The sequence below is a fragment of the Epilithonimonas sp. genome (assembly GCF_036780765.1).
In the GTDB taxonomy this organism is placed as follows: Bacteria; Bacteroidota; Bacteroidia; order Flavobacteriales; family Weeksellaceae; genus Epilithonimonas.
The window spans coordinates 20,521-45,027 of record NZ_DAIQCG010000013.1 but is presented as its reverse complement, the minus strand read 5'-3'; the positions used below and the strand labels follow the sequence as shown (position 1 = coordinate 45,027).

At 30.8% G+C, this 24,507-nt stretch carries 23 protein-coding genes and 1 pseudogene; all 24 read left to right on the top strand.

Going from position 1 to position 24,507, the window contains the following annotated elements; translation table 11 throughout:
- Window positions 1-247: 247 nt before the first annotated feature.
- Window positions 248-735 (top strand): annotated as a pseudogene (locus V7P73_RS13675) (transposase); the annotation flags it as partial.
- A gap of 147 nt (window positions 736-882) precedes the next feature.
- The gene (locus tag V7P73_RS13670; RefSeq protein ID WP_333854553.1) at window positions 883-1,338 is read left to right on the top strand and encodes a hypothetical protein; all 456 of its coding nucleotides are present in this window, start codon (window positions 883-885) and stop codon (window positions 1,336-1,338) included.
- Between the two features lie 31 nt (window positions 1,339-1,369).
- A complete protein-coding gene (locus V7P73_RS13665; RefSeq protein WP_333854551.1) occupies window positions 1,370-1,651 on the top strand; it encodes a T9SS type A sorting domain-containing protein in 282 nt (93 codons plus the stop codon).
- A 107-nt stretch (window positions 1,652-1,758) separates the two neighbouring features.
- Window positions 1,759-2,061: a hypothetical protein gene (locus tag V7P73_RS13660; RefSeq protein WP_333854549.1), complete on the top strand. Its 303-nt coding sequence runs from the start codon at window positions 1,759-1,761 to the stop codon at window positions 2,059-2,061.
- A gap of 44 nt (window positions 2,062-2,105) precedes the next feature.
- Window positions 2,106-2,711, top strand: a complete 606-nt coding sequence (locus tag V7P73_RS13655) for a sugar transferase (protein ID WP_333854547.1) — start codon at window positions 2,106-2,108, stop codon at window positions 2,709-2,711.
- Window positions 2,704-3,315 (top strand): NeuD/PglB/VioB family sugar acetyltransferase, encoded by a 612-nt coding sequence (locus tag V7P73_RS13650; protein WP_333854545.1) that lies wholly within the window; start codon window positions 2,704-2,706, stop codon window positions 3,313-3,315. Before V7P73_RS13655 ends, V7P73_RS13650 begins: the two co-directional genes overlap by 8 nt.
- 112 nt (window positions 3,316-3,427) lie before the next feature.
- Entirely contained in the window at window positions 3,428-4,567 is a 1,140-nt protein-coding gene (locus tag V7P73_RS13645; RefSeq protein WP_333854543.1) for an aminotransferase class I/II-fold pyridoxal phosphate-dependent enzyme, read from the top strand.
- Window positions 4,568-4,580: 13 nt separating this feature from the next.
- On the top strand, window positions 4,581-6,512 hold the full coding sequence (locus V7P73_RS13640; RefSeq protein WP_333854541.1) for a polysaccharide biosynthesis protein: 1,932 nt from the start codon (window positions 4,581-4,583) through the stop codon (window positions 6,510-6,512).
- A 42-nt stretch (window positions 6,513-6,554) separates the two neighbouring features.
- Entirely contained in the window at window positions 6,555-7,340 is a 786-nt protein-coding gene (locus tag V7P73_RS13635) for a polysaccharide biosynthesis/export family protein (RefSeq protein ID WP_333854539.1), read from the top strand.
- A gap of 81 nt (window positions 7,341-7,421) precedes the next feature.
- Window positions 7,422-9,779 (top strand): GumC family protein, encoded by a 2,358-nt coding sequence (locus tag V7P73_RS13630; protein WP_333854537.1) that lies wholly within the window; start codon window positions 7,422-7,424, stop codon window positions 9,777-9,779.
- 53 nt (window positions 9,780-9,832) lie between these two features.
- Window positions 9,833-11,284, top strand: coding sequence for a flippase (locus V7P73_RS13625; protein ID WP_333854535.1), 1,452 nt, complete (start codon window positions 9,833-9,835; stop codon window positions 11,282-11,284).
- Window positions 11,281-12,405 (top strand): UDP-galactopyranose mutase, encoded by a 1,125-nt coding sequence (gene glf, locus V7P73_RS13620; protein ID WP_333854533.1) that lies wholly within the window; start codon window positions 11,281-11,283, stop codon window positions 12,403-12,405. The genes V7P73_RS13625 and glf overlap by 4 nt, the downstream gene beginning before the upstream one ends.
- A 14-nt stretch (window positions 12,406-12,419) precedes the next feature.
- Window positions 12,420-13,553 carry an EpsG family protein gene (locus V7P73_RS13615; RefSeq protein ID WP_333854531.1) on the top strand — a complete coding sequence of 378 codons (1,134 nt, stop codon included), beginning with the start codon at window positions 12,420-12,422 and terminating at the stop codon, window positions 13,551-13,553.
- A gap of 7 nt (window positions 13,554-13,560) precedes the next feature.
- Entirely contained in the window at window positions 13,561-14,409 is an 849-nt protein-coding gene (locus tag V7P73_RS13610) for a DUF4422 domain-containing protein (protein WP_333854529.1), read from the top strand.
- 5 nt (window positions 14,410-14,414) lie between these two features.
- The gene (locus V7P73_RS13605; protein WP_333854527.1) at window positions 14,415-15,257 is read left to right on the top strand and encodes a hypothetical protein; all 843 of its coding nucleotides are present in this window, start codon (window positions 14,415-14,417) and stop codon (window positions 15,255-15,257) included.
- A gap of 59 nt (window positions 15,258-15,316) precedes the next feature.
- The gene (locus V7P73_RS13600) at window positions 15,317-16,045 is read left to right on the top strand and encodes a glycosyltransferase (RefSeq protein WP_333854525.1); all 729 of its coding nucleotides are present in this window, start codon (window positions 15,317-15,319) and stop codon (window positions 16,043-16,045) included.
- Between the two features lie 76 nt (window positions 16,046-16,121).
- Window positions 16,122-17,441 carry a GH39 family glycosyl hydrolase gene (locus V7P73_RS13595; RefSeq protein WP_333854523.1) on the top strand — a complete coding sequence of 440 codons (1,320 nt, stop codon included), beginning with the start codon at window positions 16,122-16,124 and terminating at the stop codon, window positions 17,439-17,441.
- A 33-nt stretch (window positions 17,442-17,474) separates the two neighbouring features.
- Window positions 17,475-18,155 carry an NAD-dependent epimerase/dehydratase family protein gene (locus V7P73_RS13590; protein ID WP_333854521.1) on the top strand — a complete coding sequence of 227 codons (681 nt, stop codon included), beginning with the start codon at window positions 17,475-17,477 and terminating at the stop codon, window positions 18,153-18,155.
- Between the two features lie 122 nt (window positions 18,156-18,277).
- The gene (locus V7P73_RS13585; protein ID WP_333854519.1) at window positions 18,278-19,351 is read left to right on the top strand and encodes a glycosyltransferase; all 1,074 of its coding nucleotides are present in this window, start codon (window positions 18,278-18,280) and stop codon (window positions 19,349-19,351) included.
- Between the two features lie 7 nt (window positions 19,352-19,358).
- A complete protein-coding gene (locus tag V7P73_RS13580) occupies window positions 19,359-20,327 on the top strand; it encodes an NAD-dependent epimerase/dehydratase family protein (protein WP_333854517.1) in 969 nt (322 codons plus the stop codon).
- A gap of 162 nt (window positions 20,328-20,489) precedes the next feature.
- The gene (locus tag V7P73_RS13575; RefSeq protein ID WP_333854515.1) at window positions 20,490-20,936 is read left to right on the top strand and encodes an adenylyltransferase/cytidyltransferase family protein; all 447 of its coding nucleotides are present in this window, start codon (window positions 20,490-20,492) and stop codon (window positions 20,934-20,936) included.
- Window positions 20,937-20,943: 7 nt separating this feature from the next.
- Complete coding sequence (gene rfbC / locus V7P73_RS13570; protein WP_333854513.1) at window positions 20,944-21,489, top strand: dTDP-4-dehydrorhamnose 3,5-epimerase; 546 nt, start codon at window positions 20,944-20,946, stop codon at window positions 21,487-21,489.
- A gap of 90 nt (window positions 21,490-21,579) precedes the next feature.
- Window positions 21,580-22,971, top strand: a complete 1,392-nt coding sequence (locus V7P73_RS13565; protein ID WP_333854512.1) for an exopolysaccharide biosynthesis polyprenyl glycosylphosphotransferase — start codon at window positions 21,580-21,582, stop codon at window positions 22,969-22,971.
- Window positions 22,972-23,059: 88 nt separating this feature from the next.
- Window positions 23,060-24,361 carry a 30S ribosomal protein S12 methylthiotransferase RimO gene (gene rimO / locus V7P73_RS13560; protein WP_333854510.1) on the top strand — a complete coding sequence of 434 codons (1,302 nt, stop codon included), beginning with the start codon at window positions 23,060-23,062 and terminating at the stop codon, window positions 24,359-24,361.
- Window positions 24,362-24,507: the final 146 nt, after the last annotated feature.

Below are 24,507 nucleotides of genomic sequence, written 5' to 3'. Positions count from 1 at the left end.
ATAATTATGCGGTTTATAGTGGGACTGGCGGTTCATAGGCAACTTATAATCCTGAAAATCATTATGCCAAACGAAAAAATCAAAGTTGGACAAGCTTTGTGAAGCGGTAGTATCTCACTAACTGTGTAAGTTGAAAAGTTATTTTGAAAAATTATGAGCCCTCAAGGCTCAAATAATTTTGCGGAAACCTAACGAAGTGGTTCGGCGAAGCCAAATAACTTTTTACTATTTTTAACATTACATAGTTATGATCAACAAAGAAGAATTATTGAAAAATAAGGATTTTTACAAATCTTTTAATAGTGGAGAAGATTTAACATCATTCTTCAAAGAGCTGCATAAAAAAGGGTTGAGCATATGTTAGATGCTGAATTAGACAGCCATCTGGACAATGAAAAGCACGAAAAGACCACCAATGGAAACTACCGTAACGGACACGGAACTAAGAAGATTAAGTCATCCTTAGGCGAATCCGAAATTAAAGTTCCTCGTGATAGAGAAGGGAGTTTTGAGCCTGCATTAGTTCCCAAAAGACACAATATCATCGATGGTTTGGAGAATATCATTATCTCAATTTATGCTAAAGGAATGAGCGTTTCAGATATTGAAGAACAGATTAGGGAGATGTATAATTTTGAGTTTTCTACTTCAACAATTTCTCGGATAACTAATGCTGTTACCAGTGAAGTCGTTGCTTGGCAAAACCGACCTTTAGAACAAACTTCTCTGCTAGTGGAACACAGGAAGGTTCATCTTATAAAGGTAACAATTATGCTACTATTACGCTTGCTGTAGCAAACATCGCCTACTAGTGTAGAAACTGCAACAGGTAACCCAACACCTAATGAGTTTATAAAAGTAGCACAAGGTTTCATTGTACAAATGAGAGGAACACCTCCGACTGGGACTGTATTTAATTTTGGAACTATAAAATTTGATAATTCAATCAGAACCAATAATAGCACAGGACATTTCAACAACAATAATAAAAATGCTAATGAAGAAATCAATCGTTACTGGGTTAAGATTGTTTCTCCTTATAATATGACGAATACAATATTGATAGCGCATATGGATGGTGCAACAAATAATTATGATGCTGAGTTGTTAGCTGTAGGTGATGATTTATTTTATTCTAAAGTTAATGCCCAAAAACTCCAAATCCAAGCTAGCAATAATCCATTGAATAGCGAAGATGTTATTGCGTTGGGATTTAAACATGCGATGATTGGACTTTACAAAATAAGTTTAAGTAAAAGAGAAGGGATTTTTGCTGAGAGTCAAAAAATCTATTTAAAAGACAAACTGACAGGTCTATATATTGATCTTACAACTTAGGATTATTCATTCAGTGCAAGTCAAGGAACGGATGATAGCAGATTTGAAATCGTGTATGAAAGCAGATGTTTTGGGAACAGACGGTATTGGGAAATCTGATTTCTTGGTTTACAGAGATAGAAACTCTTTCGTTGTAAAATCATCCAATAATTTGGGCAAGGTTGAATTGTATGATGTAAGTGGTAAATTAATAAAGTCAAAAATATCCTTTGAAAAAGAAATAAGATTAGATTGTGATTTGCTTAACTCGGGAGTATATATCATTAAGGAAGAGAACTCGGGAAATATCCAAACCAAAAAAATAATCAAATAGAATTGTGAAACTAATTGTTAATATTATTTAATATTAATAATTTTAAGATTTTTGTTAAATTTTTATATCTTTACAATCTGAAAAATATGTTTAGTTTTAAACTACCGATGAAAAAATATTTGACCTTATTATACTTGAGCATAAGTTTTATGTCTTTTGCTCAATTTCAAGAGAATACCTTTGATAACGAGCAGACAAAAATGGCTCGGGAAACTGCAGTTACTCAAAGTGCAACTTTTGAAGAAGATCAAACAACTGCATCAGCATTGCCTCCAGTTGGCGACCAGCCAGAAGCTCCTGGTAACCCTGGGGAACCTGTACCAATTAATGGTGCTTTACCAGTGTTAATATTAACAGCAGTTACTTTGGTATTTTATTATAAAAGAAAAAAAAATAAAATTAATATTTAAATCTAAAATCCGAAATTATTTAAATTTCGGATTTGTTTTACCAGATGTATAAAAATTTCATAAAGCCTCTATTTGATTTTGTTTTTGCATTTTTACTAATTCTGATACTTTCTCCGGTATTTGTAGCGATTATTATTTTACTTTATTTCTTTAATCAAAAGAACGTGTTCTTTTTTCAAAACCGTCCTGGGAAAAAAGAAAAAGTTTTTAAGATTATTAAATTTAAAACCATGACAGATCAAAAGGATGAATTTGGTAATCTTTTACCAGATGAGTTTCGTTTGACGAAAATGGGAAAATTTGTTAGAAAGACTTCTCTGGATGAGCTACCTCAATTAATTAATGTTTTAAAAGGGGATATGAGTTTTATAGGACCAAGACCACTTTTGGTTAACTATTTATCTTTATATAATGAGGAACAAAAAAAGAGACATCTCATAAAACCGGGTATTACAGGTTGGGCACAGGTCAATGGAAGAAATGCAATCACCTGGACTCAGAAATTTATTTATGATGTATACTATGTTGAGAACATGAGTTTATTGCTGGATGTGAAAATTTTTTTATTAACTATTAAAAAAGTAATCAAGAGCGAAGGAATTAACACAGCCGGCGTAGCAACTACAGAAAATTTCACGGGCAATGAGTAAAGAAGTTAATATTTTAGGCGCAGGAGGCCATGCTAAAGTGGTAATAGAAATAGCCGAAGAGTTAGGTTATAAAATTGAACAAGTTTATGATCAAAATATAGATGTTACAACTATACTAGATTACGCTGTTTCCCATAATAGTGATTCTCTGTCGGGGAAAGAAAATATATTTTATGCATTAGGAAGCAATTATAATAGAAAAAGTAATTCTTTAAAATATAAATCTGCAAACTTTAATTTAATCCATCCCTCTGCTATTATCTCTAGAAGTGTTGCTTTTGGAATGGGAAATGTAGTAATGGCAGGAGTGATAATTAACTCTTCTGTGCAAATAGGCAATCACTGTGTTATCAATACTTCTGCTTGTATAGACCACGACTGTGAAATTGAAGATTTTGTACACATATCTCCTAATGCTGCTCTTGCAGGGAACGTCAAAGTTTTGGAAGGAGCTCACGTGGGAATTGGTGCTTCTGTTAAACAAAATGTGACAATAGGAAAATGGTCAATCGTTGGGGCAGGGGCAGTTGTTGTTAATGATGTGCCTGATAATGTGGTAGTAGTAGGTAATCCTGCGAAAATAATAAAGAATATTTCAAAATAGTCTAAATAATATTTCAACCAGAATAAATAACTATTACCTAATAAAGTTAAATAATATTAACTTTGTTAACAAAAAAAAATAAAAATTGAATTATTTTAATTAATTATAATCAATGAAATCTAAAATATGGCTGTCATCTCCGCATATGGGTGGAGGAGAAATGAAATATGTTCAGGAAGCATTTGATCAAAATTGGGTTGCTCCGCTAGGGAAAAATGTTGATGAATTTGAAAATGCACTAGAAAAATTTCTTGGAGGGAAAAAACTCGTAGCTGCCCTCAGTTCTGGAACGGCAGCTTTACATCTAGCTTTGGTGCAATTAGGAGTCGGTTATGGAGATGAAGTAATCTGCCAGTCATTCACTTTTTCGGCATCTGCTAATCCAATCAAATATTTGGGAGCAAATCCTGTTTTTGTAGATTCTGATGAGTCTAATTGGAATATGTCACCGGTTTACTTAGAACAAGCTATTCTTGATAGAATCAAAAGAAATAAAAAACCAAAAGCCGTTATAGTTGTTCATCTTTATGGCATGCCGGCAATGATGGATGAGCTGATGGAAGTATGTAATAAATATGATATTCCATTAGTAGAAGATAGCGCAGAAGCTTTGGGGTCTAGTTATAAAGGCAAACAATGTGGTACTTTTGGAGAGTTTGCTTTACTTTCTTTCAATGGCAATAAGATCATTACAACTTCAGGTGGAGGTGCTTTGGTCACTAATACAAAAGAACAAAAAGACAAGACAATATTTTTGTCAACCCAAGCAAGAGATACTGCACCACATTATCAGCATTCTGAGGTTGGATATAATTACAGATTGAGTAATATTTGTGCAGGTATTGGTAGAGGGCAGATGGAAGTTTTGGAACAAAGAGTGCAAAAAAGAAGAGAGAATCACGATTTTTATAAAGAATTATTTTCAAATATTGATGCTGTTGAAGTTTTCTCCGAATTAAACTCAGATTACTATTCTAATCATTGGTTGACGAGTATTACAATTAATCCAAATTTTACAGAAAAAACTAATCTGGAATTAATGACTGCATTTGCAGAAGAAAACATAGAAACACGTCCACTGTGGAAGCCAATGCACCTTCAGCCAGTTTTCAAAGATTGTCCATATTATGGAGAGACTGTTGCTGAAGATTTATTCAAAAGAGGTTTGTGCCTGCCTTCGGGTTCTAATATTACAAGTGATGATAAAAAAAGAATTCATGATGTTGTAAATAATTACCAATTTCAAAAATAGCTAACCAAAAAAAATGGAGAAGGTTAAAAATCTTTTAAGATTTTCACTCAATGATAATATACTTGATCTTGCAGATTTAAAATTTTTGCCAAGGTGGGTTATCTTAGTTATTGATATACTTATATTAATTTTATCTCTTTTTGCATCTCATCTATTAGTAATGGGGCTGGAGGTGAAACATTATAATGTTTTTCCTTTACCCTATGTTTTTATGTTTATTACTTTGGTCAATGTTTTTTATATGTATATATTCAAAACATACCTTGGAGTAATACGCCATTCTACTTTTATTGATTTGTTTAAGATTTTCCTTGCAAATCTTTGTAGTAATTTAACCATTATTATAATTAACTACAGCTACTATTTTGGATCACAGCAAAAAGTTGTATTGATACCATTTTTGGGATTGTATTTTGCGATCTCTTGTCTTTGTTTATTTGTTTTTAGAGTTTGTGTGAAAGGCGTATTTAATCTCATTAAACAAAATAAGAGAAGTCTTAGCAGAAAGAAAATTTATATATTAGGTGATGATGACTTGTCTGTTGCTATTGCTCAGGTTATTCTTTCTAATCCTAATCTTCCCTTTGATATCCAGGGTTTTATATCTTACAGTAATAAAAAAGTTAATATTAAGCTATTAGATAAAAAGATTATTACAAAACAAAATTTCATTAATAATTTGAAAAATGGTATTAATGATATTAATGGTGTGTTGGTTATAAAAGAAGCACTTCAAAAAGAAGAATTGGAGTTTTGGGTTAATTTACTTTTGGAGAATAATCTGAAAATTTATAAAGCTCCGGCTATGCAAAAACTTCGGACAAACGATATTATTCGAAATATAAAAACAATTCAGATTGAAGATTTATTAAATAGAAAGCAAATCAAACTGGATAATATTGAAGTTAAAAAAAGACATTTTCAGAAGACAATTTTAGTAACAGGAGGAGCTGGTTCTATTGGAGGAGAGATTGTACGGCAGGTTGCTCTGTTAGAACCAATGCAAATCATAATTTTGGATCAGTCCGAAACACCATTATACGATACCGAGTTGGAAATGAGAGAGCTATATCCTCATATTAACTTTAAATTCATATTAGCTGATATCTCCAATCTAAGTCGTTTGGAACCATTATTTGCCAAATATAATTTTTCTATGGTTTATCATGCAGCGGCTTACAAGCATGTTCCTTTGGTGGAAGATAACCCACATGAAGCGGTTTTGGTAAATGTATTGGGAACTAAAAATCTGGCTTTACTTTCCAGCAAGTATAAGGTCAACCGTTTTGTAATGGTTTCTACAGACAAAGCTGTTAATCCTACCAATGTAATGGGGGCTTCAAAAAGAGTTGCAGAGTTATTTGTTCAGTCTCTTCAGAATGTCGAAGGTAATACTACCAAATTTATTACAACCAGATTTGGAAATGTTTTGGGATCCAATGGATCTGTTATCCCTCATTTTAGAAAACAGATAGAAAAAGGAGGTCCAGTTACCATTACTCATCCGGATATTGTCCGATATTTTATGACTATTGCAGAAGCCTGCGAATTGGTGCTCAATGCTGGAACCATGGGCTCAGGAGGAGAGATATTTGTCTTTGATATGGGAGATCCTGTTAAGATTCTGGAATTAGCGAAAAGAATGATAAAGCTATCCGGGTTTGAGCCAGATATTGATATAAAAATTATCTATACAGGACTTCGGCCTGGCGAAAAGCTATATGAAGAACTTTTGAGTGATAATACAAGAACTCTTCCCACTTCGCACGATAAGATTATGATTTCTAAAGATCCATCTATGCAATTCTTAGAAATAGATGAGTTAACGGATCTTGTCATCGAGTTTTCTAAAAAAGAAGAGAAGCAGGAAATTGTGAGAATCCTAAAATCTATCGTAAAAGAATTTAAAAGCAATAATTCTATTTATGAATCGTTAGATAAATAAGAATTCCTATATTTGCAAACCTTCAGTTAAGAATTAAAGTTTATGAGAAGAGTTTTATCTGTATTTTTTATGGTTTTTGTCCTATTGATGATCTTTTCGTGTAATACGAAAAAAAATATTCAATACTTTAAAAACATCGAGGATGTTGCTATAAAAGAGTCGATAAGAGCAAATACATCAACAATACAACCCGGTGATATGTTAGGCATTGTAGTGCTGGCTAAAGACAATGAAGTAGCTAAACCATTCAATCAAAATTACTATTCAACGGATATGTCTCAGTACTCTTCTGTACCTAGTAGAAGTGCTTCTGTAGAACCTATTTACATTGTAGATAGTAAGGGTAATATAGACTTCCCAATTTTAGGTTCTATTAATACCACAAGTCTCAACGTGGATCAATTGAGGGAGATGCTAAAAGATAAACTTTCGAAATACATTAAAAATCCAGGCGTTAATTTAAGAACTGTAAATTATAAAGTTACCGTATTAGGGGAAGTCAATAGAACAGGGACTTTTACAATTGATAACGGGCAACCTACAACTATTCTTAATGTTTTAGGATTGGCAGGAGACCTGACTATTTATGGCGAAAGAAAAAATGTTTTAGTGATAAGAAATGTAGATGGTGTTACAACGAAACAATACATAGATCTAACCAGTGCAGATTTGTTTAACTCTCCATATTATTACGTTAAGCAAAATGATGTAATCTATGTTACTCCAAACAAAGCTAGACAAAGTGCCTCTTCTTATGGGCCAGAAATTGGATTAATTATATCTGTTGTATCGGTGGTTGTGGGTGTATTAGCACTTATATTTAGATAAAACTATAATAACCAGTATTTTAAATAACGTTAAAATATTTGTAAATTTTACGACATATTTTTAAAAATAATAACTCATTTAATGGAATTGACTAAAAAGGAAGAAGAACTTAATTTAAGAGAGATAATTAAACCATATGTGAAGAAATGGTATTGGTTTGTACTTTCAGTTTTTTTTACAATCATTTTGGCAATCTGCTACATACTTTTTACTACTCCGGTTTTTAAGATACAATCTTCTGTTTTAATAAAAGATGCAAAAAAAATGTCTAATGCATCAGGAGACTTTGGGGTTTTATCTGGATTAGGAGGTTTTGCTGGTATGGGAACAAACAGCATAGAAAATGAATTGGAAATCTTTAAGTCTAAAAGAATCGTAGAAGATGTTGCTAGGAATCTTAAATTTCAAGTTTCTATATATTCTAGAGAAAAATTTCACGATGTAGAACTTTATAAGGATACTAATCCTTTTAACGTTTTGGTAATCAATGAGAAGGAATATGAAGAATTACCAAAAAAACCAATTGACGTCAAAATATCCGGTGATAAAATTGTTCTTTCATCAAAAGAGCTGAATCAAGATATTGTTACTACTTTCAATAAAACTATTAGTTTGCCATATGCTAATCTAATGATTACCAAAAATCCAAATTTTAACAGGTATAAGGTTAGAAAACTGGATTTGAATGATTTTTACATTACATATTCTGATTTTGATGGGATTGTTAACGATTACCAGGAAAATTTAGAAGTGGACCTTGCGGATAAGGATGCAACTGTAATTTCTCTGTCTATGGCACATCCCAACAAGGATAAAGCTAAAAACATACTTAATAACCTTGTCACTGTCTACAATGAGTATGCGCTTACTGATAAAAATACCGAATCTAAGCAAACTAAAGATTTCATTGATGAAAGAATCGTGCTTATCTCAAAGGAACTTGGAGATGTAGAAAGTGATAAAGAAAGATTTAAAGTAGAAAATGATATTGTAGATATAGCCACAGAAGCTAGAATAAATTTGCAGATATCTACAGAAACAAGGCGAAAAAGTTTGGAGCTAGATACGCAGATAGAAATAAGTAAAATGCTTCTAAATTATATTGATGCACAATCCAGTAATTATCAAGTACTACCTACTAATATCGGATTAGATAATACAACAGCTACCTCTAATATAACTGCCTATAATAAACTTGTAATAGACAGAAACAGACTTTTGGAAAATGCGACACCGGATAATCCACTTGTAAAAGAAATCACAAAAGATATCCAAAGTCTGAAGACTGCCATGAGAGAAAGTATTCAGAGATATTTAATAAATCTTAATGCAACAAAAAGACAAGTTGATACTGAAAATGGTAGCAGTGATAGTGAAATAAGAAAACTACCGAAGCAAGAAAAACTTTTTAGAAATATTGAAAGACAGCAGCAAATAAAAGAAAATCTTTACTTGTTACTGCTGCAAAAAAGAGAAGAAGCAGCAATCTCTATGGCTATGACTGGAGAGAAAGCAAGGGTTGTAGATTATGCTTATGTTGCTAAAAAACCGATTGCTCCCAAAAAATTAATCGCTCTATTAGTTTCCCTTGTTATTGGGCTTCTAATTCCGGTAGCTATTATTTATTTGAAAGAATTGTTGAATAATAAAATTATAAATAAGCATGATCTTGAAAAACTGACTAATAATCCAATTTTATGTGAGATTCCAAGATTATATAAAAATGACGGTAAAGTTATTACAAAAAACGATCTTTCCCCTTTAGCAGAAGCTTTTAGAATTCTGGTAACTAATCTAAACTACGTACTACCAAAAGGTAACTATGCTAAAAAGATATTTGTTACCTCTACTGTAAAAGGAGAAGGGAAGACTTTTGTTTCGGTAAACTTAGCACTAGCATTTGCATCACCATCGAAAAAAGTATTGGTAATTGGCTCTGATATTAGAAATCCTCAGTTGCAGAGATATAATCCTTCAATGAAAAATTCAAAAGGACTTTCTGAATATTTATACGGTGAAATAACTAATGCAAAAGAGATTATTAATCCAAGTGGATTTCATGCTAACTGCGATTTTATTTATTCCGGCGTGATACCTCCTAATCCAACAGAACTGCTACAAAATGGTAGATACGAGGAGCTTTTAGACTCATTAAAACTTGATTATGATTACATAATTCTTGATACCGCACCATTAATGTTAGTATCCGATTCTTTATTAATTGCAGATGTTGCAGATGCTACCGTATATGTGACAAGATCTGAAACAACTGAAAAAGAATTTATTGATTTCGCTAATAAGAATATTGACACTAAGAAAATTAAAAATGTAGGTTTTGTCGTTAATGATGTACATAAGAGTAATTTTGGGTATGGCAATAAGTATGGCTATGGTTATCAGGCAGAAGAAAAAAAATGGTGGCAGATTTTTAAAAGTTAAAATAAAAACAAACATACTAAGCCACATTGTATAATGTGGCTTATACTATAATAATGGCTAAATCAATTAAAGGTAATTTTGTTTATAATCTATTAAACACTAGTTTAGGTATACTTTTTCCTTTGATTTCTTTTCCTTATGCGTCGAGAATATTGATGGCGGAAAGAATTGGTGAGGTCAATTTTTTCCAGTCTATCATTCAGTATATATTATTGCTTACATCATTAGGGATTCCAATGTACGCAATAAGAGAAATAGCTAAAGTAAGAGATAATGTAGCCTTAAGAAATAAAACGCTTTTAGAAATCTTAATTTTAAATTTGATTCTTACGGTTTTAGGATATTTCTTGGTTTTTATAATAATAATGACAGTAGATAAAGTACAGGTTAATGTACCGCTTTTTTTAATTTTAAGTGTATCGATAATACTTACTACTATAGGTTGCGATTGGTTTTACCAAGGAGTAGAAGATTTCAAATACATCACAGTAAGAGGAATAATTGTTAGATCATTTGGACTTATTCTTCTTTTCTTGTTTGTTAAGACCCAACAAGATATTTTATACTATGCAATCTGTATTACTGTAGGTGCGTTAGGGGGAAACATTTTTAATTTTTTTAGACTAAGAAAGTACGTTAAAATATCAGATTTAGTTGTTAAGGATTTAAAGCCATTTAGACATATTAAGCCTGTTCTTAGAATTTTTGTTCTTAATTTAATCGTAAGTATATACATCAATCTCAATGTAATTATGTTGGGTTTTATGAAAAATAATGAAAGTGTAGGACTTTTCACATCTGCAACAAAATTGACTCACGTCATATTAACTATTGTGACATCTTTGGGTGCTGTTTTGTTACCCCGTATGTCTAATATGATATCTAATAATCAAGTTACAGAGTTTCGGGAGTTAGCACAAAAATCTTTAGACTTTATAATTTTACTCACATTGCCTGTCTCTTTTGGTCTTGTAATATTAGCAGATTTCTTAATTCCTATTTTTTGCGGAGATACTTATGCAGATGCAATATTGACATTAAGGATTTTAGCACCAATAATTATTTTTATAGGCATATCTAACGTTTTGGGAATCCAAATTTTGTATCCACAGGGACATGAGAAGATTGTAATTTTCTCTACGGCTGCTGGAGCAATAATTAATCTTTTGCTAAATTTATGGTTGATTCCAAAGTACAGCCAAAATGGAGCTGCATTAGCAACATTAATTGCAGAATTTGTCGTCACAGCTACAATGTGGTGGATAGGAAGAAGATTGATATTTGTTATTTGGAAAAAAAGCTATTGGGGAAATATTATAGCAACTTTTGTAATGTTAATAACTGTTTATTTTATGAAACAAATTGAAGTTAGCTTTATATGGGATTTTATAATTTGTATAATGGGAGGGATATTTATATATTTATTCTTTTTAGTCTTCACGAATGACCCTTTTTACCTAATTGTAAAAAATATTATAAATAATAAACTCAAAACTAAATCATGAAATACGATTATGTTATAGTTGGCGCAGGCTTATACGGTGCAACATTTGCCCATCTAGCAAAGAAAGAGGGAAAGAAATGTCTTGTGATTGACAGAAGGCCACATATTGGCGGTAATATCTATTGCGAGAATGTTGAAGGAATTAATGTGCATAAGTACGGTGCGCATATTTTTCATACCTCAAATAAGGAGGTGTGGGATTTTGTGAATTCTATTGTAGAATTTAACCGTTATACCAATAGTCCCGTCGCTAATTATAAAGGTGATTATTTTAATCTGCCTTTTAATATGAATACCTTTTACCAGATGTGGGGCGTGAAAACCCCTGCGGAAGCTAAGGTTAAAATAGAAGAGCAGAAACAGGAAGCCGTAGAGCGTATGAGAGCTGCTGGTATAGAAGAAGCCCGTAATCTTGAAGAACAAGCCATTTTACTTATAGGAAAAGATATCTACGAAAAACTGATTAAAGGTTATACGGAGAAGCAATGGGGGAGGCCTGCTACAGAAATTCCGGCATTTATTATCAAGCGTTTGCCGGTAAGGTTTGTGTATGACAATAATTATTTTAATGACAAGTACCAGGGTATCCCGGTTGGTGGGTATAATAAATTGATAGAGGGTTTGTTGGACGGTACCGAAGTAAAATGTGATGTCGATTTCATGGCAGATAAAGAGTATTATGAAAGCATTGCGGACAAGATCCTTTTTACAGGAGCCATTGATGAGTTCTTTGGTTATCAATTTGGTAAACTGGCTTACCGGACTATCAGCTTTGAGCATGAGATTCATGAAGTGTCCAACTATCAGGGTAACGCCGTTATTAACTATACCGAGGCAGAAGTACCCTATACGCGGATTATAGAGCACAAACATTTTGAGATGTTTGGAGACGAGGTGGATAAAAATGCTAAAACCGTTATCTCAAAAGAATATTCTACAGAGTGGAAAGAGGGCATGGAACCTTATTATCCTATTAATGACGCAGAAAATAATACCTTGTATCAGAAATATAAAGACCAGGCAGACCAAAATTCAAAATACATATTTGGCGGAAGATTAGCTGAGTATAAGTATTATGATATGGCTCCGATTATAGAAAAGGTCTTGGAAATATTTAAGTAAGATTTACATTTGTTATGTTACCCTATCTATTAATTTTCTTTATAAGTATTTTTTGTACTTTTTTAGCAGAAAAAACAGTTGATAAAAATAAAATTTTATTTTTCTTTTTTTCTGCTATTGCGGTATTAGCACCTTCGCTTCTGGCGGGTTTTCGAGACTCAGGAGTTGGAACAGATACCAAGATATATGTAGATAGAGTTTGGGGTGTCTTCAAACATGTCAATGATTGGAACCAATTTTATAAATATTACACAAGAGATGCTTTTTCTGATATTGAGTTTGTCTATTTATTACTTAATTTTATAGGGTCACGTTTTGGTGAAAAAGTCAATATAATTTATTTTATTACAAGTTTTGTAATTACACTACTTGTTTATCTATCCGCATTTGAAAATAGAAAGAAGTCATCTATGTGGTTAGTAATGTTTATTTTCCTTTTTGGATATTATAACCAGTCTTTAAATTTGGTAAGGCAAACTATTGCTTTGGGAATAGGGTTATATGGGTTCAAATATTTGGAAGATAGAAAATGGATCAAAGTCATCTTATTATTAATACTTCTTAAGTATACACACAATACAGGTATTTTCTATATTGGTTTTGCTGGTGCTTATTTATTATCAGTTTTAAAATATAAGGCAAAATATATCACACTTATAATCACACTTTTCTGTTCTATTTTTATTTTTATCTATTTTGATTTTTTAATTGGATTTTTAGTATTGTCTGGAATTTTACCATCAAAATTCTTATTCTATTTAAGTGGTGATACAATTGATTATACCTCTTTATTTATATTCCATTTTATAATAAGTATAATTTTAATGACTATTTATGTTTTCAAAATAAATTCTCTAGAAAAAGACAGCTTACTTTCATTCGCATTTATAAATTTATTAGGATCAATATTAATTCTAACATCACTTGTTTCAGTCTGGTCTTTTAGGGTAGCATTCTATTTCTTATTCATAAGTGAGTGTTTGTTTTTGCCCAGAGCCTTATATCTTATGAGAAACAAAAGATTAGAATATATAATAATGATGATTACTATAATATTTTTATATTTATTCTTTTGGAATAAAGTTTATATCATTAATAATGATAATGATACATATCCATATAAATCAGAAATTATAGATAATTTTTAGTAAAGTGATGAATCTTAAAATATTAGTTTGTTGTCATAAAGACGATGTAAAAGCAGTTAACAAAAATTATTTACCCATACATGTTGGTAAGTCTACTTCTAAGCAAAACTTAAATATAATTGTAGACGATACTGGAGACAATATAAGCTATAAAAATTCAAGTTATTGTGAGTTAACAGGAATATATTGGGCATGGAAAAATTTAAAAGATGTTGACTATGTTGGACTTGCTCATTATAGACGTTATTTTGATTTTAAAAATAAAAAATTGTCAGGGTCAGGCAGAACTTTGCCTATAGAATCATTTGATAAAATTGATTTTAATATTCCTGATGATGTAAAAAAAATATTAAAAAAAGGTAAGGTTATAATTTCGAAACCTGAAAGTTTTAGATTATCGTTATATGCAGATTATTGTATCAGACATTATTCTGAGGACATAAAAAAACTGGAAAAAATTATTAATAATTTGGAAGAAAAAAAATATTCCAAGGCTTTTAATAAAATCATGCATCATAATAATGAGCTTCATCCATATAATATGTTTATTATGTCTTGGCAAGAATTTGATAAATATTGTACTTGGCTCTTTTACGTGTTAAATGAGACTGAAAAATTAATTGATATTTCTAATTATACACCCTATCAGAAAAGAATATATGGATTTATGGCTGAGAGATTATTAAACATTTACTTAGAAGCTAATAACATAGGGGTAAAAGAATATCCAATATTGTTTTTTTCTGATGAAAAGCCCAAAAATAATAATTTTTTCATATATAAAATTAAAAGTATTATTAATAAGTTTTCTTCCAGATATGCAAGCCCAAATATTGAAAGTTTTAAATTAAATTGATGCTGATGAAATCTGTTGGTATTGTCATAACATTTTTTCCGGATATTTCTGAACTGAGAAGTAACATAAAAACTTATATTGATGATATTGATACTTTGATTGTATGGGAAAATACCCCCAAAGAAAATAAAAATTATAAATCTGAAGATATAAAATCTTTAAGTACAAAAATAATTTTATTAGGCACCGGTTCTAATGTAGGTATTGGAGAAGCATTAAATGCAGGCGTAAAATGGCTCTTGTATAATGATTTTGATTATCTATTAACATTGGATCAAGATAGTTTTTTTGAGAAAGGAATGATGTCAAAATATAAAAAATTCATTTCAGGTTATAAAAATCCTAATATTGGTATTTTTGGCGTAAATTATACAGGAAAAGATAAGTTAGCCTATGAAACAGATGCGCCAGTAATGTTTGTTAAAGAATGTATAACGTCCGGCTCTATGTTTCCTAAATCAACATTTCAAAAAGGGCTCCTATTCAATAAAGAACTATTTATTGATGCTGTGGATTTTGAATTTTGCTACAGAGCAAAAAAGGAATTTGGGTTGCAAACCATTATTATAACAGATATAATCCTCAATCACAAAATTGGTTATTCTGAAAATAACTTACTTGGGAAAATTTCTGATAATTATTCTGCATTTCGTACATTTTATCTTATTAAGAACCAAATTTATGTTTGGAGAAAATTTCCCCATTTATATCCAAAAAGAAAAAAGATTCATTTAATAGTAAAATATATTGGCTTAAGATATTTATCTGTATTATTTTTTGAAAATGATAAAAAAGCTAAGCTAATATCTATAACAAAAGGGATTACGACGGGATTATTGATGAAGTAGAGGCCATCTATTGTAGAAATTATTTTAAAAAAACTAAAATTATGAGAATAAGTGTCTGTATGGCAACATACAATGGAGAAAAATATATTAAAGATCAGTTATCCTCAATTCTTCAACAAATAAGCGATTATGATGAAATTATTATTTCTGATGACCACTCTACAGATAATACACTTGAAATCGTTAGAGATATCAAAGATAAAAGGATAAATCTATTTATAAACGAAGGGGAGAAAGGATTTACATCTAACTTTGAAAATGCATTAAAAAAAGCCACTGGAGATATCATTTTCCTTTCGGATCAAGACGACATTTGGCTGCCAGAAAAGACTTCTACAATGGTTTCTTATTTGCAAGAATATGATTTGGTAGTTGCCGATGCAAAAGTTACAGACGAATCATTAAATGTGACTAATGAATCTTTTTTCAGTATTTTCAATTCAGGTCCGGGGATTTTAAAAAATTTAGGATACAATACATATTATGGTTATTCTATTGCTTTACGTAAAACAGTTTTAGAAAAAGCCCTCCCTTTTCCTAAAAATCGGGAAGTTGCTTTTGATATATGGTTGGGCTTTGTTGGTGAAATTATTGGTAGAGTTAAATTTATAAATAAACCTCTTGTATTATATAGAAGAAGTTCTAATACTGTCACTACAATAAAAAAAAGTGATAGACCTTTATTAGGTAAGTTATACAAAAGACTCGTTATTTTTTGGTACACTGCTGATTTTTATTTAAAAAATAAATGTATTTTAAAAAAAATAAATGTATTTTTAAAAAAATAAATGTAATATTTCAGATAAATTACTCTTGTTGAATGTTAACATATAAAATAATGATAACAAATAGAAAATGAATTTTATGTATAAAATCTCTAGAAATATGTGTCGCCGTATCATATTTTCAAGTGTTATTATGGTGTTATTACTTTTACTTGTGTCCAATTTTTTATTTTCCCAGAGAAAAATTGAAATAGATTTTTCAAAAAAGGCATCTAATATAAAATCTGTTGTTGGCTTTTTACATTTTAATGATCTCAAGCCACTAGAAAATGATATTGTCCAATTAAAACCAAGATATTGGAGAATAGGAAGCTCGATGGCAGATAAAACCAAGAGGATAGAGCAATTGAAAATATTGAAACAATATAATATAACGCCTATACTAGTTGTAACAGATTTCTTTTTTCACCGCTCAAGCATGTGGAAAAAACCGTATAGTGATAAACAGAATTTACTAAACCTGGTAGAGGAACTTTATAAGGAAAATGGTAATAATGTGGTCTATGACTTGTGGAATGAACCAGATTTAACTGTTTTTTTTGAAGGCTCTCAACAAAATTTTTTTGAAACCTTTAAATTAATGCATGATAAAATAAGATCATTACCTGGAGGGAAGAAGGCTACTATTATGGGGCCATCAATTTCATGGTTTACGGATGAATATTTCAAAAAGTTTCTAGACTTTTGTAGCGCAAATAACATTACACTAGATTTGCTAGATTGGCATCAGAATTATAATATAGATGATGCCCTTAATATGAAAAAAAATATTTATCATGCCCGAGAATATTATATAAAAAAGTATCCTAATTTAAAAATTAAAGATATAATAATTCCTGAGTTTGTAGGGCCAGAAGATTATTTCAAACCACTTACATCTCTTGCATACATCAATATATTAGACAAAGAAAAAGTAGTCGGATGCAAAACCTGTGGAGATGCCCCACAAGGTCAGCAGACAGAAAATACATGTTGGAACAATTCTATAGATGGGCTACTAACTCCACAGGGGAAACCAAGATCTGTATGGTGGGTTTATAAGTATTATGCAGAAAGTCTAAACACAAGGTTTAATACAAATGTAGACTCAGAAAGAACTGTTGCTATTGCCTATTATTCCCAGCCTAATAAATCTGTCAATCTATTACTTGGGAATCTTAGTTCTTCTACAAATACTTTTACAATTGATTTAAAATCTTTTCAAGATTCATCTTTTTTCTCTAAGGCAAAAAAAATAAATTATTCATTATATAAAATTCCCAATACAGAACAAAAAGAACTTTTAAACCCAATTCTAATAAAAAATAAAACGATATCATTATCCACTGCAAAAAATTTATTATTCCAAGTAGAAGATATTGATAATGAATCTGTCTATTTATTAAAAATGACTAATTAAATTTATCTTATAATATTCAAAAAAAAAGATATTATGGTTATAGGGAATGGGCTTATTGCCAATTTGTTTAAGGATAGCAGACATAAAAATTGTATATATTTTGCGTCAGGTGTTTCCAATTCTTTAGAAATTAGAAAAGAAGAGTTCGAAAGAGAAGAAAATTTAATTTTGGAAACTATGAATAATAATCCGGAATTGCTTTTTATTTACTTTTCTTCTTGTAGTATATACGATTCTACAAAAAATGAGAGTCCATACGTTCTCCACAAATTAAAAATGGAGCAGCTTATTAAAAATACCATGAAAAAATGGCTTATTTTAAGAGTAAGTAATGCCGTTGGAAATGGAGGAAATCCTAATTTATTAATGAACTATTTGGTAAGATCTGTCAAAAATGACAAAGTTATTAATGTCCATACTAAAGCTACGAGGAATCTAATCGATGCAAAAGATATTAAGTCCATATGTAATAACCTTATAGAAAATAATAAAGAAAATCATATTTTAAATATTGCCTATTTGGATAATTATTCTATAATTGAAATAATTGAAGTGATGGAATCTTATTATTCAAAAAAAATAAAAATAAATCTTATCAAATCCGGTACAGGCTATGATATTAACATCCCTGAGATTGAAAATTATTTCTACGATAATAATCTTGAAAATAAGGAAAAATATTTAATACAGATTTTAAATAGGTATTATAATTGATTGATTTTTTAATGTCAGACTAGATGATTTACTAATTTAAAATTGTTTAATAAATGTACAATTGATAATCGTTGTATTTTATAAAAATAATCCATAAAAACATAAATACCCCTTAATTATCCATGAAAATCATACATATAGCCGAGGCATTTAGTACAGGTATATATACTTATATACGTGACTTGACATCATATATGATAGATGTAGTTAATGATAAAAAATTTGAAATTATTATTATATATAGTAAAAGAGATGTTCTTGAAGAATCCAAAATAAAAGAAGATTTTTCTGATAGGGTAAAGTTTATTAAAATACAAATGGCTCGTAATATTACACCACGCTCAGATTTTGATTCTTTATTCCAAATAAGAAAAGTCTTAAAACAAGAAAAACCTGATATATTACATCTACATTCTTCTAAAGCAGGAGTTTTAGGAAGAATAGGAGCTTTTGGAATTATTCCAAGAAATCATATTTTTTACTCTCCTCATGGTTATGCTTTTTTACGACAAGATATTTCCAAGTCTTCTCAAAAATTTTATCATACTATAGAAAAATATATACAGTTAATTTTTGGAGGAACAACCATAGCTTCTGGGGAAACTGAATTAGAGTTTGCAAAAAAAATAGGCAAAACATTTTTTGTTAGAAACGGTATCGATTTCAAAAATCAAAAATTCACACCACTTCAAATTGATAGGGAAAAATTCACAGTAGGTACTATAGGAGTTTTACATGCTCAAAAAAATCCATTGGGATTTAATGAAATTGCTAATAAAATGCCCGAAGTTAATTTTGTTTGGATTGGTGATGGAGAATTAAGGCATCAACTTACAGCTCCCAATATCACTGTTACAGGATGGGTTAGAACAAGAGAAGAGCTGCTATCAATTACTGCTGGTTTTGATGTTTATATGCAAGTGTCATTATGGGAAGGTCTGTCAATTGCTATATTAGAAGCAATGGCTCTGGGGAAACCGATAGTAGCTAGTAATATTGTAGGTAATAAAGATTCTGTAAAAGATGGCGTTACTGGTTTTTTGATTAACAATACTAATGAAGCTGTTCAAGCAATTTATAAATTACAAGATGACAGTTTAAGATTAAAAATGGGTAAGGCATCTTACCAAAGATGTAAGTCTTTTTTTGATAAGGATAAAAATTTTGATGAACTAATAAAAATTTACGAAAAATAACGATTAAATGAACTACTTTATATTTGGAGGGTCAGGGTTTATAGGCACTCATCTAGTTAATCTTTTAAAAGAAAAATATCCAGACGGTAATATTTATAATTTAGATATCAGAGAAAATAATCATGATGGTAAGTCAAAGTATATCAATTGTGATGTGAAACAACCCATCAATTTAAATATTGTGGTAGATCAAAATGATATAATCTTTAATTTTGCCGCAGTTCATACAACACCAGGCCATCCAAACCATGAGTATTTTGAAACCAATATATATGGTGCCGAAAATGTAACCGCTTTTGCTGAAAAATTTGGAATAAAAAAGATTCTCTTTACGTCCTCAATAGCTCCTTATGGTGCCTCAGAAGAAATGAAGTCGGAAGAAACTTTACCTACTCCAAATACACCTTACGGCATATCGAAGTTGGTTGCAGAAAAAATTCACATGATTTGGCAAGCAAAAAAAGATACAGAAAGGCAATTGACTATTGTAAGGCCTGGTGTGGTTTTTGGGAAAGGAGAAAATGGCAATTTTACCAGATTATATTGGGGCATAAAAAAGCATAGATTTTTTTATCCAGGTAGAAAGGATACCATAAAGGCGAGCATTTATGTAAAGGAGTTGGTGAATTTCATGCTTTATAGAATAGAGATGGATAGAAGCGATGTCGAAATTTATAACTGTACATATGAGCCAGCATTCACTATAGAAGAGATATCCGATGCTATGATGAAAGCTACCGATATGAAAAGAACCATTTATAAAATCCCTGGCGGAGTTTTGAAATTTGCTGCCGGAATCATTGGTGCATTAGGAGGCAAGTCATTTGGAATACATCCTGATAGAGTAAAAAAACTAATGATATCTACTAATATAAGTGGAAAAAAACTAAAAGAAAGCGATTATCAATTTCAATATAGTTTTGAAGAAGCTTTGAAGGATTGGTATAATGATAATGATAATTTGTATTTGGAATAAATTCTCTGTGTAATAATGTATTATTGGTTGTGTCTGTTTATTATAAATGCTTTTTTCAAAATAAATTATTGCAATAAGAATAATTTATTTTGAGATTTCCTTTTGATAAATTAGTTAATAATAGTTAAAAATTATACTTTTGTATTTATTAAAACTAACTCTATGAAAACACAACGTGTTGGGATTACTTTTTCCTCTTTTGATTTATTGCATGCAGGGCACATAAAAATGCTTGAAGAAGCCAAAACAGTATGTGACTATTTAATAGTCGGTTTGCAATTAGACCCTACCTTGGATCGACCGAATAAAAACAAACCGTCACAATCTATTGTAGAACGTTATATTCAGCTAAAGGCTTGTAAAGATGTAGATGAGATTATTCCCTATAATACAGAGGAGGATCTTATGGATATTTTACAGTCTTTTGTTATAGATGTACGTATTATCGGTAGCGATTATAAAGACAAAAATTTTACAGGAAAAGACTATTGTGATGAAAAAGGAATAGAGATATTCTACAACAAAAGAGATCATAGATTTTCTAGCTCAGCACTCAAAAAAGCTGTTTTTGAACAAGAATTAAAAAAAATAGATTCCACCTTGGGATAATAATTATATGAAAATAAAAGAAACTCCTCTTAAAGATTGTTACATAATTGAGCCAACTATTTTTAATGATGATAGAGGGTATTTTTATGAGAAATTCAATGAACAAAAGTTTACAGAACTCACTGGTCAAAACGGACATTTCGTTCAAGATAATATTTCCAAATCTTCTTATGGCGTTTTAAGAGGCTTACACCTCCAGAAAGGAGATCATGCACAGGCTAAGCTGGTTTCTTGTTTAGAAGGTAGAGTTTTTGATGTGGCAGTAGATCTACGAGAGCATTCTCCGACATTTCGTCAATGGTTTGGTATCGAGCTTACAGAAGAAAATAAATTACAGCTCTATGTTCCAAGAGGTTTCGGACATGGTTTTTCAGTACTTTCTGAGACAGCAGTATTTTCTTACAAGTGTGATAATTTTTATAACAAAGCTTCTGAAGGTGGTGTATTATGGAATGATGCAGATCTTGCAATAGACTGGCAACTGCCCTTGGAGGATATTCTACTCTCTGACAAAGATGCAGTTCTTACACCGTTTGCATCTAAAAACTTTTGATACATACTCAAAAAAAACACACTTTAATGAACTCATTCACTTACCTTGTTACAAAGTTAGGGATGACTATAATCTAATAGAGCTGGATATATGATTGTTTATTTATTTAGACACTTACCGAAACTATTTCTTGTTGTAGATTATATTGTAATCAATCTTTTTCTATATTTATACAACTTTTACTTTTTTGAAGACCAAAGAAGTGAATTGTTTAATATAGATTACAAAATTCAATTTGTTATAGTCAATTTTTCTTGGGTTATAATTACCCAGCTCACGAGGCTCTATAAATCCAATACATTACAAGAATCATCGCTACAGTTCAATGCGCTAACAAAATCCTGTTTTCTTTTTATTGTATTTTTTCTGATTTATCTTTTTTTGATGTTTTCACAAAATATCAATTATGCCAATTTTTCTCTTTATTTTATAATCGTAAGCTTTTTAATGTTTACAAGCCGGTTTATTTTATTTTTATACAGGAAAAAAAATAGAGTGACTATCGGACGAAAGCTTTATGCATTCACTACAGTTCTTGTCGGAGAAAGCAATTATTCCAAATTATTGATTTCAGACAGAAGACTTAGAAGAAGTCTGGGCATTAGAGGATTTTATATATACGATAAAGATAATTGTAAAGAAAAGAATATTGGAGATATCAACCAACTTTTCTCCGATTTGGAAACAGTGAAGATTAATAATATTATCTTTTGTGATGATAAAATTGATATCGATTTGTATGAAAAAATTGTGAATATCGCAGAACACAAGATGATCAGGATTTATATGGTTCCCGAATTTAAAAATAACCATTTGGGATCTTATTATGTTGATGTGATTCATGAGATGCCTTTTCTTAAACTCATCAAAGAACCTTTGTCTAATCCAAAAAAACAACTCTTAAAAAGGTCTTTTGATATTTTGTTTTCACTGTTTGTTATTATTTTTCTTTTATCTTGGTTAATGCCTATTGTAGCGTTAATAATAAAATTGGAAAGCAAAGGCCCCATTTTTTTCTTGCAAAAAAGGTCAGGTTTGAAAAATAAGCCTTTCGATTGTGTGAAGTTTCGTAGTATGGCAGTTAATGAGATTGCTGATTTGCAGATAGCGAAGAAAAATGATTCCAGAATAACCAAATTTGGAGCCTTTATGAGAAAAACTAGTATAGACGAGTTGCCGCAGTTTATCAACGTTTTTCTAGGGGATATGTCAGTAGTCGGACCAAGACCTCATATGCTTTCACAAACAGAGCAATACTCCAAAATCACGAAGAAGTACATGACCAGACACATTGTAAAACCAGGAATCACAGGTTGGGCACAAGTTATGGGATCCAGAGGCGAGATATTTTCTGACAGAGATATGGAGAGAAGGATAGAGAAAGATATTTGGTACATACAGCACTGGACTTTTTTCTTAGATCTTAAAATTATTTTTCTTACGTTCTATAATATTGTCAAAGGAGACGATCAAGCTTATTAATAATTATTTTTAATAAATACAAATAACTAGGAATCAAAAATTGATTCCTTTTTTTATTCCTAAATTTGCAAACTTAAAATTGTAGATAATGCGTACCAAATCTGTAGGTAAAAAGAAAATTAATATTGTGACACTTGGATGCTCCAAAAACGTCTATGACTCAGAAGTTTTGATGGGTCAGCTGGAAGCTAATGGAAAAAAAGTAGTTCACGAGGAAAAAGGTGATGTTGTGGTTATCAACACCTGCGGATTTATTGATAATGCGAAAGAAGAAAGTATCAACACTATTTTAGAATATGTTGATTTGAAAAATCAAGGTGTTGTAGAAAAAGTTTTCGTGACAGGTTGTCTTTCGGAGAGATATAAACCGGATTTGATTCGTGAGATTCCCGATGTTGACCAATATTTTGGAACACGTGATTTACCGATTTTATTAAAACATCTTGGTGCAGATTACAAACACGAATTGGTAGGAGAGAGATTAACAACAACTCCAAAACATTACGCCTATCTAAAAATTTCTGAAGGTTGCGATAGACCTTGTTCATTCTGTGCAATTCCATTGATGAGAGGAAATCATATTTCTACTCCAATTGAAAAATTAATCATCGAAGCTCAAAAATTAGCAAAGAAAGGCGTTAAAGAATTGATTCTGATTGCTCAGGATTTGACTTTTTACGGATTGGATATTTATAAAAAAAGAGCTCTTGGAGAACTTTTGCAGGAATTAATCAAGGTAGAAGGAATCGAGTGGATTCGTCTTCATTATGCGTTTCCAACAGGTTTTCCAGAGGATGTTTTAGATATTATCAGAACAGAACCTAAAATCTGTAACTATATCGATATTCCACTTCAGCACATCAATACAGAATTGTTGAAGGCGATGAAACGAGGAACTACATTTGAAAAAACAAATGCACTTCTGGATAAATTCCGGGAGAAAGTTCCGGATATGGCGATTAGAACAACCTTGATTGTTGGATTCCCAGGTGAGACAGAAGAAAAATTCGAAGAACTTAAGCAATGGGTGAGAGATCAACGATTTGACAGATTGGGATGTTTCACTTATTCTCACGAAGAAAATACGACAGCGTATGTTTTGGAAGATAATATTCCGGATGAGGTGAAGCAGAAAAGAGTAGAAGACATAATGGAAATCCAACAACAAATTTCTTGGGAGAAAAATCAAGAGAAGATCGGAAAAACCTTCAAATGTATTTTTGACAGAAAAGAAGGCGACTATTTTGTTGGACGCACCGAGTATGATTCTCCGGATGTAGATAATACGGTTTTGGTGCCTGCGAAAGACGTTTATATCTCTATTGGAGAGTTCGCCAACGTCAAAATTACTTCTGCTGAAGATTATGATTTGATTGGAGAATTAGTATAAATCAAAATTATTTGATATAAAAACCATCTTATTTTTAAGGTGGTTTTTTTGTTTTATGTTAAAAAAAATGTTGATTTTATTTAAGTTATTGTAATTCAGCTGTTTGTGGTTTTATTCAACACTTTAATTAGTTAAAATTTTAATAT